The organism is Marinobacter sp. es.048, from assembly GCF_900188435.1.
GTDB lineage: Bacteria > Pseudomonadota > Gammaproteobacteria > Pseudomonadales > Oleiphilaceae > Marinobacter.
The window spans coordinates 1-14,547 of sequence record NZ_FYFA01000002.1 but is presented as its reverse complement, the minus strand read 5'-3'; the positions used below and the strand labels follow the sequence as shown (position 1 = coordinate 14,547).

The 14,547-nt window shown below is 50.0% G+C and carries 10 protein-coding genes and 1 pseudogene; 1 reads left to right on the top strand and 10 read right to left on the bottom strand.

The window, feature by feature from the left end; translation table 11 throughout:
- Nucleotides 1–8: 8 nt before the first annotated feature.
- The 10 genes and pseudogenes from CFT65_RS11130 to CFT65_RS11085 all read right to left on the bottom strand — a co-directional run bounded on the left by CFT65_RS11130 (nt 9) and on the right by CFT65_RS11085 (nt 13,909).
- Nucleotides 9–1,532 (bottom strand): oligosaccharide flippase family protein, encoded by a 1,524-nt coding sequence (locus CFT65_RS11130; RefSeq protein ID WP_088828229.1) that lies wholly within the window; start codon nt 1,530–1,532, stop codon nt 9–11.
- Between the two features lie 160 nt (nt 1,533–1,692).
- Nucleotides 1,693–2,820, bottom strand: a complete 1,128-nt coding sequence (locus CFT65_RS11125) for a glycosyltransferase family 4 protein (RefSeq protein ID WP_088828102.1) — start codon at nt 2,818–2,820, stop codon at nt 1,693–1,695.
- 299 nt (nt 2,821–3,119) lie between these two features.
- Nucleotides 3,120–4,121, bottom strand: a complete 1,002-nt coding sequence (locus CFT65_RS11120; RefSeq protein ID WP_088828228.1) for a class I SAM-dependent methyltransferase — start codon at nt 4,119–4,121, stop codon at nt 3,120–3,122.
- A 151-nt stretch (nt 4,122–4,272) separates the two neighbouring features.
- Nucleotides 4,273–5,414 (bottom strand): IS3 family transposase gene (locus CFT65_RS11115; RefSeq protein WP_088828050.1). Its coding sequence is split into 2 segments (ribosomal slippage): nt 4,273–5,162 and nt 5,162–5,414, totalling 1,143 coding nucleotides; the frame shifts between segments, so codons are not numbered across the junction.
- A 383-nt stretch (nt 5,415–5,797) separates the two neighbouring features.
- Entirely contained in the window at nt 5,798–6,691 is an 894-nt protein-coding gene (locus CFT65_RS11110; protein WP_088828099.1) for a glycosyltransferase, read from the bottom strand.
- Nucleotides 6,692–7,185: 494 nt separating this feature from the next.
- Nucleotides 7,186–8,211: an O-antigen ligase family protein gene (locus tag CFT65_RS11105; protein ID WP_088828227.1), complete on the bottom strand. Its 1,026-nt coding sequence runs from the start codon at nt 8,209–8,211 to the stop codon at nt 7,186–7,188.
- Nucleotides 8,208–9,236, bottom strand: coding sequence for a polysaccharide deacetylase family protein (locus tag CFT65_RS11100; RefSeq protein ID WP_088828098.1), 1,029 nt, complete (start codon nt 9,234–9,236; stop codon nt 8,208–8,210). The genes CFT65_RS11105 and CFT65_RS11100 overlap by 4 nt, the downstream gene beginning before the upstream one ends.
- Entirely contained in the window at nt 9,236–10,372 is a 1,137-nt protein-coding gene (locus tag CFT65_RS11095; RefSeq protein ID WP_088828097.1) for a glycosyltransferase, read from the bottom strand. Before CFT65_RS11095 ends, CFT65_RS11100 begins: the two co-directional genes overlap by 1 nt.
- Nucleotides 10,373–10,748: 376 nt before the next feature.
- On the bottom strand, nt 10,749–12,068 hold the full coding sequence (locus CFT65_RS11090) for a hypothetical protein (RefSeq protein WP_141103814.1): 1,320 nt from the start codon (nt 12,066–12,068) through the stop codon (nt 10,749–10,751).
- Between the two features lie 730 nt (nt 12,069–12,798).
- Nucleotides 12,799–13,909 (bottom strand): annotated as a pseudogene (locus tag CFT65_RS11085) (IS3 family transposase).
- Between the two features lie 334 nt (nt 13,910–14,243).
- Here CFT65_RS11085 and CFT65_RS19120 point away from each other — a divergent pair.
- Nucleotides 14,244–14,547, top strand: a 304-nt coding sequence (locus CFT65_RS19120; RefSeq protein ID WP_216360433.1) for a hypothetical protein, incomplete at its 3' end; no start/stop codon positions are given.

The following is a 14,547-nucleotide window of genomic DNA, read 5'->3' as shown; positions in this document are numbered from 1 at the left end:
CTCCCTTTTCATACACCCTGTCTGAAACGCGCAGGCATCAGCCTCATTAGTACGTCACGTTCGTCCTTACCGATGGAAATAAACCAGTACAATACGCCATACACAACTCCAGATGCCACAACGGCGGCGACAATATCGAGGTAGCCAGCCAACCCGTACTCTACCCGCCACCAGGCCAAGCCACCGCCCATAACCATCACCGGAATAATGGCCGGCAGAATGGCATGCTTCACGTACTGAAGCATGGTGATTCCTAAATTATCAGCAACAACCTTGAGGAATATTGGCATTACCACAAATACCGGCAACACCGAACCCAACGCCGCACCGATAACGCCATACTCCAGAACCAACCAGATGCTTAGGCCCAGATTAACAAGCGCTGCCGGAGGTGCCACCTTCGCAAAAATAACGTGTTTGTTAATAGCTGTCAGATAGCGGCTGGCAAATGGGTTGAGCTTTGGAACACCCATGTAGATAACCAATAGAATGAGAATTGCGTCGACCAAGTCTGGGTCAAACTGCCCGCTCATCCAAATGGCAATGAAGGGCCCTCCTACGAGACAAATGCCTACCCCCATAGGTATAACCAACGCGACCAGCAACTTGCTAGCCAGAAGATACACAATTTTACTTTTTTCGCGCTCGCCCCTTGCATCAAGATCGCTGAACAGCGGCATAAACGTATGACTCAACGTCATGCTTATTGTTGCCATATAGGTTACGAGTGTGGCCGGTATCGTATAAACAGGTATCATTGCCGGACTCATGATTGTACCGATAACAATTCGGTCAGACATCTTTTCTACTTTTCCGGCCGCACCCTGAATAAAAGATTTAAAACCAAAAGCCAGCATCTCTCTGAATTTTTCACGCGAAAACAGACGCAAATTTGGATAAATTGCACCCACCATTGGTCGCATGAGTATGGCGGCAAAAATAATTAACTTAATTAGCGTACCAACAGCGGCCAACAAGGCCAGGAGTGCCAGAGCGTTTTCCGGAGTGATGTAGTGATAGGCCAGAACTGAAATTAAAACAATAGAAAAAATATTAACCAGGTTCTTGAAGTAATAGCGTTGCAGGCCTTCAAGAAAACTTTCACAAACAAAGCCCGGAAACAGAAACACCAACTGTGCGCCTACCAGCAGCAGAAACAATGTATACTTTGTGTTACCTTCCATGCCTTCCGGGTTAAGTATGTCAGGGAAGGAAAGCGCCCAAAGCCAGAAGAACAATCCAAGAATTACACCAACCAGCGTCATAAATACGAGACTGGTACCATAAACAGTTAGTAAGGATTCCCGATCATTCTGCGCGTTATGCATGGACGCAAACCGACTCACCGTTGGGCGCATGCCCAAGTCCAGCATCCCCATATAGCCGACCAGAGCGAGCACCATTTCCCGCAAGCCATAGTCGTGGTGCCCCATCATCTTCAGGTAAATTGGCGCCATGATGAACGTCGCCACCATGCTAACCATAAGTTGAGCAACGTTAGACCCGGTATTAATTAAAACTCGTTGTAACATCGATTAAACAATCTCGGTTAAGCGGTTTTGTCAGCAATCATCGGGTATTCGACTTTCGATGGCAGATATCATCGTAAAGACAATAAAGGGAATTGACACGGCGAGTAGCATCATCACCAAGACAGTTAAGCCGGTATTGTCCGGAGCAAGACGGAACACATCACTTATCACTGGCTGCGACCGTGACGTATAGCTCTGCGAGATGTCGAGCGGGACGTTCAATGCCAAAACGCGCTACGGCGGCTGGCTGGTATGCCTGGAAGACTTCCCGTCGACGCTCGATGTCATCAATCTCTGCCACCAAGGCCTCCGCTAGTGCCGCAGCATTACCGACAGGCACCTGTCTGGCTGGGCTACCGTCTAGCACTTCACGAAGTCCGATAGAGTCACTTCCAACGATTGGCACCCCTGCCGCCAATGCCTCCATGGCAAGAAGTCCGCAAGCCTCCCAGCGAGAAGGCATGGCGATCAGGTCTACCCCTTTCAACGCACCGGGCATGTTATCGGTTTGCGCCATCTGGTGGAAATAGTCGCCTAGCCCCAATTCTTTAAGATAAGCATAATCTTCACGAATAAAGCCACCCCAGCCAAAGGTGACTATATGAGGCATAGGACTTACTTTCAGACGTCTTCGAACAATATCCATGGCCTCGACCAACACTCTGAAGCCCTTGGGGCTCATGAACCGCCCAAAGAAACCGATCAGTGGCACGTCGGTTGACAAGCCAATTTCTTTCTTGATATCCGAAGCTGTTCCGAACTGGAAAAATTTGGCGTCTACCCCGTGAAGAATCGGGTGGACTCTCTCATCGGCAACACTTGGGAAGAACTCTAAAAAATTACGCTTTGCATCCTCAGTGACGGTATGAACCGCAGCCATTCGATTAAACAATTGCGCCATCAACAGGCGTTTTACGTGGCCCCTGAAACCGAGAAACAAAGGTTTGGTGAACATATCATGCCCCGTCATCAAGTGAGGCGTAGTGTTACCAGTCAAAGCCAGCTGGGTAAGCAAGCCGGCCGAGAAGCCATGAGAGTGCACAAGGTCATACGAGTGTTGCCTCGCCATTTTCCGTACCTGCCTCATAAAACCGGCTTTACCGGGATCAGCGGAGACCAGTTCAATACGGCCTGCCGGGAGAAATGTTGACAAGAAAGCTTCTAACCCCCCCTGATCTGGCGCTAAAATGGTAAAGCTATAGCCCTCAAAGACAGGCTGACTGTACACATAGCGGAAAAAAGTGCGTATACCGCCTCCCGGCTGCAAAGCGGTCATCAAAATCTTCACTGGCTCGTAACTCCTTTCACTACTTCCCTTAACTTCAAGGTTTCAGAGGGGTCGCTATCCTAGCTAACTTTCGCCTTGCAGGTAAGCACCTAATGCACCGAAACCGGGCCAAGCGATTCAGACCTTAGCAGATGCCCTAGCGCAGAAAAGCTTTTTATTCTCGCGCCAACAGACCTGGCCATTCGAAATCTTAGCAACGAGTAACTTATCCTGCGCGTATCTCCCATTTTTTCGAATTCACTTAAAACAGGAATCGAATGATGGATATTCATTATAAGAAAGCATTCAGATATCAAGTTCTACGATTTACTCGCCTCAACCAGCAACTTCTTGAGTGCGTACCAGCGGCTTGGCCACAATAGTTTTTTAGCAGATGTTGGCTTGTAGGAGGGCGCTTCATCACCCTTTTGTGCCAGAAGCCAGCCTACTTCTAACTGGTGTCTTCCGTAGGTCCCGTACTCTGTATTTCCGCTTACAACCTGATATCCGTTCCTATTGAATAAAGTCGCAAGGCTTTCTCGCGTAAAAAAATTGATGTGTGTAACTGGGTCTCCTTCCAGTCGTATGCCCCCGAGAATGTCAATCGGAATTTCAGCATAAACCACTCCGTCATCCTCCAAATGATCCTTAAGCCTAGAAATTAGCTCCCCCGGCTCGGCAACATGCTCCAAGACATGCGACAAAATAATAATTGAATATCGATGCTCTAAGCCTTCAATATCGTTAGCAACCTTTTCCACATTGGGAAGTTGCACGTCTGAATAATCAGCTATATAGCAAGCGTAACCATGCTCAATAAAGGAATTCATAATCTTTCCGTTTCCGCCACCATAGTCGAGCACCGAATTACCCTTTGTGTGCGATTTTACCTTTTCATATACAGTAAAAGACCTATCCCGATCCATTTTGACCATAACGGGATCGGCAAGATTCTGTCCACCGACATTTGGATCGCGTGCCTTCAAAGATTCATATTTGGCAGATATATCCTCGCTCGTCGGCCTTGGGTCATAACAGACAAATCCACACTTTTCACATAAAATTGAGGTCAATAAATTACCCCCACCCCAAATATCGCGGAAAATTTTCTGCCGATCGAGTTCGTATTTCGATAGGAACTTTCGCTCCAAGATTTTTTTTGCTGGCCGGGCAAACACCAGAATTCTTGCCGCAATTTTTCCGAGTTCGGCTATCCTCTGCCACCGTGAAAACTTAGGAACCGTTCGTTCCCTCATGCTATATGCCTCAAGCGACATCCATCCTTTGGATTCGCACACAGGGCAATTAAAGTTAGTCTTCATAGGCTTTTCCCTCGTTTATCTGCGCGGTCAAGCACATAGTCAGGAAGCTGAACCGCGCCAGCCAAACATGACTACATGAGGCATATGACCCTGACCCCGAATTAGGTCCACCCAGAGTTGGAAAAATCCGGCTCCTGACCCTGACCCCGAATTAGGTCCACCCAGAGTTGGAAAAATCCGGCTCCAGTTGCTTCTGTTTTCTTCGTGAAACCGCATGTTTTCTGGCGTAGTCCGAGGGCGTGCACCACTCCAATGCGGAATGGGGTCTGACTTGGTTATAGAAAGTCCTCCATGCTTCGATTTTCTCCATGGCGTCGGCCAGTGACAAGAACCAATTTTCATTCAGACATTCCTGCCGGAGTCGTCCATTGAACGATTCTACCGTTGCGTTGTCGGTAGGCTTCCCGGGCCGTGAGAAGTCGATTTCAATGTTTCGCTCATAGGCCCAGCGATCCATGACCTTGCCGGCAAACTCCGAACCGTTGTCGGTCTTTAGCACCTCCGGGTTGCCCCGGAAGCGCGCAATCGCCGTCAGGGCTTCCTGAACATCGTGGCCCTTCAGGCTCTGCCCAACCACAATGCCGAGGCACTCCCTGGTGAACAGATCAATGATCGTCAGGAGACGCAGACGTCGACCATCAAACAGCGCGTCTGAGACAAAATCCATGCCCCAGATGTGATTGGGATGGTTGGCCTGCTGTAGCGGCTGTCGGTTCTTGGCGGCCTTGTTACGCTTCGGACGCTTGAGGCGAAGTGACAACCCCTGGTCCCGATATAACCGGTAAACCCGTTTGTGATTATCACGCCAACCCTCCCGTTGCAGCTGGACGTGCACACGCCGGTAACCGTAGTGAAGCCGCGTGAGCGTGATCTCACGGATCCTCATCGACAGCGCCGACGAGTCCCTCGCCACCGATTGATAGCGATTAGACGCCCTGGAAAACTGCAAGACCGCGCACGCTTGGCGTTCGCTGACCCCATATCGCTTTTGTAGGTCAGCCACCAGTTGGCGTTTACGAGGCGGTCTCAGAGCTTTTTTGCCACCACGTCCTGAAGCATGGCCTTGTCCAGGCTTAGGTCCGCTACCAGCTTCTTAAGGCGATGATTCTCCTCCTCCAGCTGCTTGAGTCGCTTCAGCTCGGATGGCCCCAGGCCGCCATACTTCTTGCGCCAGTTGTAGAACGTGGCATCCGAGACGCCCATTTTCCGACAGACTTCCGGGACCGGCGTACCCAGCTCGGCTTGCTTCAGGGCGAAGGCAATCTGCTCTTCGGTGTAACGGGATCGCTTCATGGCATGATCTCCTGCTCAAGGCTCTATCATGCCGGATTTTCCAGTTTTAAATGGACCTAAATTCTGGGGTAGGGTCAATAGGACTTACTTTCAGTCGCCTTTGAATAGCATCCATAGCATCCATCAGGAGTTGGGTCCTCTTGGGACTCATGAAGCACCCAAAAAAACCGAGCAATGGAACATCAGCTGGCACTCCAGTTTCTTTCTTGATATCAGGAGCTGGGGGTAAAGCTATTGCCCTCAAAGACTGGCTGACCGTACACACAACGGAAAAAAGTACCTGTGCCGCCTCCCGGGCTTCAAAGCAGTCACCAAAACCTTCATTGCCCCGTAACTCCGTTCATTACTGCGCGTAACTTCAAAGCGTTATAGGGACCGATTCCTTACCTAACCTTTTCCTTACCGGTAAGCACCTTCAGTGCGCGGACCGGATCGAGCGCTCCTGATCTAAGCAAATGCCCGATCGCAGCAAAACTCCTGTTCTCACGCCAGCACACCTGCGCCATTCGATAATTAAGTAACGCGCGCCGCTTTCGAATGGTAGATGTATTGTAAGAATAGCGAGCCTGAGCACGGCGAAGAATCTCGAAACCATTCTCCCAGCGTTTCCGCAGGCCTTTATGGCTAATCGAATCACCATGGCGGCGATACTGAAAAACCTTGACCGGAATAAATGCGAACCTGGTTTTTTCAGCGATCCTGATCAACATGTCATGATCTTGAGCGGCCCGAAACCCTTCCTCGAAACCACCAACCTGCTCATAGATAGATCGGCGCACCAAAGCGTTCACCGGCAAAGAAAAATAACAATCCAGCAACACCGTATTTGGGTCATTCGGCTCAATATGATTCGGCGAATGAATGTTATAGAGCCACCGCCCCTTTTCATCTACCGCTTCACCCATACCATAAACAAGCCCAACCTCTGGGTGAGCCTGAAGATAATCCACCTGAGCGCGGAGCTTGCCTGGCAAGAAAATGTCATCGCTATCAAGTATGGCTATAAGTTCACCGGACGCATTCTCAAGCGCCCGATTCAATGCGACTGATTGCCCTCGATTAGCGCGGTTTGGATGGGTTAAAAGCTTCAGATCTCCCTTCTCCGCATATTCAAGAAGAATCTCGTACGTTCCATCTGTAGAACCGTCATCAACGACGATAAGCTCCACCCGCGGATAGTCCTGCGAAAGCACCGATTCCACCGTTTCTCTAATATACTCAACTCGGTTGAATGCCGGCACAACCACGGAAACTAATGTCTTCCCTGAACCGTCCATTTTTCGACCTGCTATCGGTTGGTTAGTCTAAAATTTCGATAAATAATTTAACATCTAAAAGCCATTTTTTCTTGGCTACACACGAGATTTTGAAGCGGGTTCTGGCTCGTTAAAACCCACAATGTATCACAAGACAGCAAGACCTTATCTTCGTAAACGGTCGGCTAAGGTATAACTGGAACTGGACTTTTTCGATTGGTCGTTTTGTGACTTTGTATCACTGGTTGAAGGCAATTCCTGTCCAACGAGACGCCCAAACGCAATCACCAAGCCCCCCAAAAGATACCAGTAGTACTGAGACAACCCCCAATAGTTCAGACTGTAAACCGCATACATCCAAAACACCGCAATAAGGCACTTATTCAACCGCGAGTAATAAGATTGGTCCCTTCTGTTCAAGGCCGCAAATTGCGACCGAACGACGGAAAGCTTACGGGTAATCCGGTAAAGAAAATTTAGAAAAATCGCAAAGCCGATCAGTCCCAACTCAATAATCAACTCAGCATAAAGGTTATGGCTGGCTCTCTGTCTTCCCAATTTGTTAGCTTTGGCTTCAGGTGTCGTTCCAAGACCATGACCCACAACAGGCCGCGTAAGGCCCAGCTTGAACTCCCCCACCATTCCTTTAAGACGCCCTTCCGCAGTCGCAGCCCTGCGGTATCGCTATCAACCAGGGACAAATACCGATCTTTCTGAATAGGTGTCATTACGCTCAAAGCACCTACAACAATAACCACAGCCAAAAAAATCAGCTTCATTTTATGCCTTGATTCTTTAAACACCAGAAACGCAACAACCAATAGCGCAATAAACGCTCCCCTGGACATGGTGAGAATCAGTGCGTACAACATCGCTGGCATAATGGCCAGGTACAACAGTTTAGATTTCCGGCCTGAAGGCCACAGCAGATAGTGAAGGAACGGAATGGCAGTAACGATCACAAAACCCAACTCGTTTGGGTTGATCACATCCGCCGGAGCCCCGGCGAGTCGAGCCGCAAATTCTCCCCCACCCAGATGAGTGGAGCTCCCCCAGTAACCTTGTGTAATATGGAGATACAGCGGTTCCAACACACGAAACACCTGGCAGAAAACAAACACTCCGATAAACCATTTCAGTCTCTTATCCGTGTCAATAATCAAGGCAGTGAAGAAAAGAAAAGCAACGGCTTTGACGAAGGGATCAATGTTTGTGCGAACGACACTCCCGGGCCATTCCACCAATGGCAGGCTGATAACGAGATAACCGAATAGCACAAAAATTGCTTTGAAAATCGGATCCTGGAAGCGGCCTTTTAGCTTGTCACGCTGCAAAAACAGTAGAAGACTGATGGCGACGACGGCCGCTAATGTTGGTCGGATCACAGCGTAGCCAGGAATCCGAACAGAGAAGCGAAGAAAGAAATCGAGGATAAAATACAGATACAGAACAAAGCTGAACTGGTTTACGACCGTTGCATCCAGTTTTGTAAGGGCGCTCCGCTTTTCATCCTGAACAGAAACCATCATTTCCTGTTTCATGTCGGTGAAAATTCCAGCTCAAACTTTCGATCACCTTTTACACGATGCCCCAAGAGCTCAAAGCCCGAAACAGCCTTATGGAACTGAAACATATTATCTCCACTGGCGTGCCGACGCATCAGATACCTGTCGCTGATACCTTGGGCATCCGGGAAAGCCGTTACTGCTCCCAGGAAGCCAGCCTCTCGAACGAGATCCGGCAGGAAAGGCTGAAAATCCGACGGTTGGCCGTTGGGGTAGCAGAAGGTGCGGTCCTGCTGCCCGAGATGTTGATTCAATGCATCACGGCAACCGAATATTTCATCCCTTGCCTGAGCCTCAGTGACCCGCCCCAAAGATGGGTGGGTTACCGTATGCCCACCAATCTCAATGTGCGCTTCTTGCATTCTCTTCAGCTCATTCCAGCATAATGGTGCAAAAGACTCCGGTATTTCATCGGGAAAGACAAGCCCCAGCGCGCAGGCCAGGCCGGATATGAATTCATGTTTCACTTCGTCTGGCAGCGAGAGGGCGTGGGCAATCAACCGTTTCCAGAGCTCGCTTCGAGATTCACCATTTAAGGCACCTTCGCTCACTTTGAAGGAACCAATAGTGAATTCCCGGCTGACATGGGAGAGCTGGTCCAGAATCCAGGTAATCTTGTCCGGCCATAGCCATAGCCGTCTGTCGATGAAGCCCGTTGTTGCAAACAAGGTTGCGGGAACGCCATGGCGTTGAAGAATGGGAAAGGCGTGCTCATAGAAGTCTCGGTAGCCATCATCCACCGTAATCACGACCGCATGCGGAGGCATACGGCCATGTTCACGATGATATTTCATCAGCCCGACCAGGGAATAGGGGTTGTAGCGTTCCCGAATATGCCTGACCTGCTGCTCGAAACACTCAGAGCTTGCCCAGCCTTTTACCGGTGAGTCTGAGAAACGATGGTACATCAGGATACGGGGCTGATTTCGACAGATCTGCCGAGCAAATTGGTACCCACCCATCGGGCCAATCTTACGGATTGATCTCGACAACAGCTCCATTAGCCGCTCCTCTCGGGTCCGATAAGCCCGTCATATATTTCCTGATGCTTTGCCACCATAGTCTCCATACTGAAACGCTCCCTGGCACACCTAAAAGCATTGTCGCCTATTCGCTGACGTAATTCACCACTGTCACTCAACCTCCGCAGATGGCTCGCCAGTGCTGCAACATCACCGCAGGGATACAGATACCCGGTTTCGCCATGCTCGACCGCCTCCGGGTTTCCGCCCACATTACTGCAAACCACCGGTAATCCCGCCTGCATATACTCAACAATGGCATTCGAAAACCCTTCAGACTCTGAGCATAACAGGCCAATATCCAGAGCCTTGAGGCAGGCTTTTACGTCCGCTCTTGGACCGAGAAAATGAACCCTTTCAGCTACGCCCTGCTCCGAGGCCAGTAACCGGAGGTTTGCCTGGCTCCCGTCTCCGATCAATATGAGGTGCACATCGTGGCCGCTTTGATGAAGCTGACCAATCGCCTTAACGGCATCTTCCATCCGCTTGACTGGGCGTATGTTAGCGACCAACCCTACGAAGACGGCGTTCAGATGCTTAGTGCGCAGCTCCGTAAGGTCAGCCGGCACCTCACAAAATGTCTCGCCCGCACCATAGCCATTATAAATCACATGAACCTGTGATAGATCGAACGGTTCCGCCCTTATCGTCACCTGCTTCACCGCATCACTGTTTGTGATAACAGTGGAAACAAACCGCCCAGATATAGCGAGCATTACGCGATAGGCCAGAGTGTACCAATACCCCATGTCGCGCCTGGAAATGATGGTTTTTATACCATTCAGCCGGAATATAGGAGGGCAAATGACGGAGGGATCATTAAAAAACACATGGGCGAGGCGAATCTCGGAAGCTCTGAACTTCCAGGCGAGCTTCCACAATGCAGCCCAGGTTACAGGAGCGAATAAACGTGTGTGCCCCAGAACATGATAGTCACAGGGGAAACCATATTTCCGGAGATACTCAGAATCACGAAACACCAAAAGAATGGGCTCAAACCTAGCTCTGTCTAACCCTTTAATAAGATTAAGCATCTGGCCTTCCGTACCGGCATTGGGATTACGGAAATGGTCTATAACAAAAAGGATCGGCTGGGGAACTTCCTGGTGTGACATCAACTATGCATCCTGCTGTTAATGCGTAGCGCTAAAACCCACTCTCAACCCAAAATAACAGATCGCCCATGGGCAGTGTCCAGCAAACCCGAGGCTGCCAAATATCGCTGGCCTCTAGATTACCACCTTCCAGCCAGTAGCACTCTCGCCTAGTCGAAAATGGAAAGCAGGTCCTCGTTTGCAAATTGTGCATTGCAACCAACTCACCGCGAGTTTCAGAACGGCTAGATTAAGAGATGCGGACTGACCATCATTTCTTCGCCCAGAATATGAGTAAATTTGTGTAGCCCCCTTTCGCTGGCCCTTACAACACATCATAGCTTTGACTATTTAAGCCATCTTCAACAAAAACTATTCCAATAGGCGTAGGCTGTTACTACTCCACTATGAGAGGTGTTGAGGATGGGGGAGCCTTACAATCTTCACAAATTTCATACCCCTTCTGATTGACATTACCCTGATCATCAAACACATATACATAGAGACCACCCAGCGTTCCCCGATCCTCAAACTCCCCAAGGAACAGTGCCAATTCAATCTCACCGTCTTCCCAAGAAATCGGCCTTTGAACCTCATACTGTGTCAGCTTGCTGTACTCTGGTGAGTCGCCGATGATTACTCGTTGCAGCGACCTGTCTATGTATATATCGTCAATCTCACCTTCTTGAAGCTTTCCAACCTTTCCATTTAAGCCCAACGCCGCAACTGTCGGGCTCCATTTACCCTCAGCGTCCCGGGCGGGATCAAAGTCGAAGCCGCCAAAAAAGTTCCCGTTAATGGCCAGGGCAACTCTACCTGTAACCGTGTCGAGCTCTACTTCAAGATGATTCCACTGGTTTCCTTTGAGTGGTTGGGAGTCCCAATTAACAACGCCCATACCGGTTTGGTGCATCTGTGTCCAAGAGAAACGAATACCGTCTTTACCGTATGGGTCCTCCCAGATCCTAAGGAACTTCTGAGAGCCCGGAGTCTCAAAGCCGCTGCCGCTGCCGCCCCGGAACTCTGTGGGAAAAGTTACCGTTGCGCCAGATTTTTCACCTTCAATTCGAGCACCTACAAGACTCTGTTTTGACACTCCCGAAAATCCAGCGTTAATTAAACCATCGCTGTCGATACCGAGAAAAACACCCTCATAACCGCCCTCTACAAGCAACGTCTCGGACTCCTGAAAAGTTCCGATGAGAGTTTCAGTCGTAAAAGCCCAGTAGGAGCCTGGGTCGACCTTTGGCTTGTACCACCAGGAAACATACAGCTGCCGATTGTCGGCCGGAGTATCAAGGCCCCCGTAGGCGTTAGGCCAGCCTAGGAAGTTGTTCTCTCCTTCAAAAAAATAATGTGACCGCGAAGCAGGATGCCGCTTAACGCGGGTACTATCCACATGAACGTTCAAGCTTGATTTTTCCCATAGGCTCTCATTCGAATCTGTAGATCTAATCACGGCTTCTGAACCGTCTACGTCAGAATAAACACTATTCTTTAGTCCATTTTCGTAGGCAATGTCTACACGATCAACGAGTATGGGGGCGGCTTGCTTCTTGCTGCCAAAGTCTTTCCCGAATACTGAAATGCGATTCATTGTGTCTTGCAGAACAACCGCTGACACCACAGGGTCCGCTTGAACATGAAAAGGAAGAGCAAAAAGACCGCTCACGAGAAATATAGCCACCTTATGCTTGCTTGATTCATACATAGTCATGAAATGCTCCAAAGTTTGCCGCCTGCCGAACAATAGCAATCCTTAGACTCAGTACTTTATCCAAGTTCCCACTACGACAAACATCCCACAAAACTTAACACAATATAAACCGATTACTCAGGACAGTTACCGTTAAGAATTGATCATCTGGCAAGCCTGGCCCTGACTCCACATTAGGTTCAGCCAGAGCCGGAAAATCCGACTCCAGTTGTTGCTGTTCGCGCCGAGAAGCCGCATTTTCTAGATTGCCCAACGGCATGGACCACTCCAATGCGGGATGGGGCGGACTTGGTTGTAGAACATCCTCCACGCTTCGATCTTCTTCCTTGGCGTATGCCAACAACAAGAAACTGTTGTCGTTCAGGGTTCCTGTAGAAGTCACCCATTGAAGGATTCCACACTTGCATTCTTGATGGGCTTACCCAGTCGTAAGAAGTCGGTTTTTATTTTACTCTCATACGCCAATCAGTCCATGACTTTGCCGGCGAACTCGGAACAGTTGTCGGCCTCGAAGACCTCCGAGCCACCCGGAAAATATGCCATGATGCCAAGGCATTTGCGGGTAAACAGCTCAAGGATCGTCAGCAGACGCAGAAACCGGCCTTAGAACGGCGCAAATGAAACGAAATCACACCCCAAAGGTGGTTGGGAAGATTGGCCTGCTGAAGCGGCTGAAAGTGCTTGGCTGTCTTATTGCGTTTGGGGCGAAGCGAAAATCCTTGTGTAGTGGTCAACTAATCCCGGACAGTATTTTAAGGTTTTCCTCAGCCGCAACGGGCGAAATGCCGTCGTTGAATGTGTGGGGTCGTTGCCGGTTGTAGTAGTCCATCAGATAGCCACCCACATCTTTTTTGGCCTCAGGCAGATTCCGATATCCCAAGGGCCGGTATCCATTCGGATTTCAGAACTCCGGAACAGTCTCTCCATCGGTGCGTTGTCCCAGCAGTTACCGCGTCGGCTCATGCTTTGTGTCATTCGATAGCGCCAGAGCCGCTGACGGAACTTTCGACTGGCATACTGGCTTCCCTGATCCGAGTGGAACATGACTTTTTCTGGTTGACCACGCTGTTCCCAGGCGTGGTCTAGAGCTTTGACCACCAAATCCGCATCGGGGCTGGATGACATCGCCCAACCAACGACGCGTCGGGCATACAAATCTAGAACGACAGCCAGATAGCTCCACCGCTGGCCGCTCCATACGTAGGTGATGTCACCACACCACGCCTGATTCGGCCGGTCTACCGTAAACTCACGAGCCAGATGGTTCGGGATATCCGGTCGCTCAACGGTCGCCTGTTTGTAGGCGTGAGGACCCGGCTGCTTACAGATCAGCCCCAGTTCACTCATCAATCGTCGAACCTTGAAACGCCCGATGACAACGCCGTCGTCATTGAGCATGCCCTTGATCGTTCTACTGCCGGCAGAGCTTCGGCTCTAGGTAAAGAGACGGTTTACCTGAGCCTTCAGGGCCTGACGCTCAACATCCACGTGCTTCCGCCGTTGGCGGTACTCGTAATAGCTGGAACGGCTGATATCAAACGCATTGCAGACCATTTCAACAGGCATTTGCTCACTCAACTGGTCTATCAGGGCGTACGATTCATGTCGTCCGACATCAAGAGAGCGGTAGCCTTTTTTAGTATGTCTTTCTCCTGTTCAAGGCGCTTGCAGAGGGCTTCCAGCTCCTCAATACGGCGCTGCTCCGGGGTTAACGCCTTGCCCTTCGGGGTGACACCGTCACGCTCCTCGGTCAGTTGGTTAACCCAGCGCCGGATAGCGCTTTCACCAATTCCCAGGGACACGCTCGCCTGGGGAATCGTGTAACCTTGATCCAGCACCAGGCTGGCTGCTTCCTGTTTGAACTCAGGAGAAAAAGAACGTCACTTTCTGGTCATCAGACACCTCGTTTATGGTGGCGATATTACCACCTACATTGGTGTCCGGAATCATTGAACCACTACAGGTCGCCTAATGGCATAACCTCTGAACCACGACTCTATCGTGCCAGAATTCCCAGTTTAAATGGGGAGGACTTAACAGGTCTGAGCAACACCTCTACCTAGTTGTCCATAATTGAATGAATGGTCTTGACCTGCGGCCAAGCAAAATTCAAGCAGAGAGACGGTGATGCCAGGAACAGAGGTTTAAAGCCTATCATTGCGGCGCATGGCTCCCATGACCAAACAGGGAACCGCGTGCTGGCAGCTAACTGTTACTGGTACACTATTTGCCCATTTGCATATCGAGCACTGTTACAGGGAGTTAGCTGGGTTTGGAGATATTTATCGTATACAAAGAGGACTACCTTGGGACGTCCGCGTAGAAAAGCTTGCAAAGTCACTCAACGAAGCCGGCAACGCCGTCACGATAATCGCCAGAAACTTGGACCAGAAACCCACCAATGAATCTACCCCAGGTTTTCAGATTCGTCGCATTCCGCGGACCCAACGATTACCGAGAGTGATTCAAAAGCTGATAA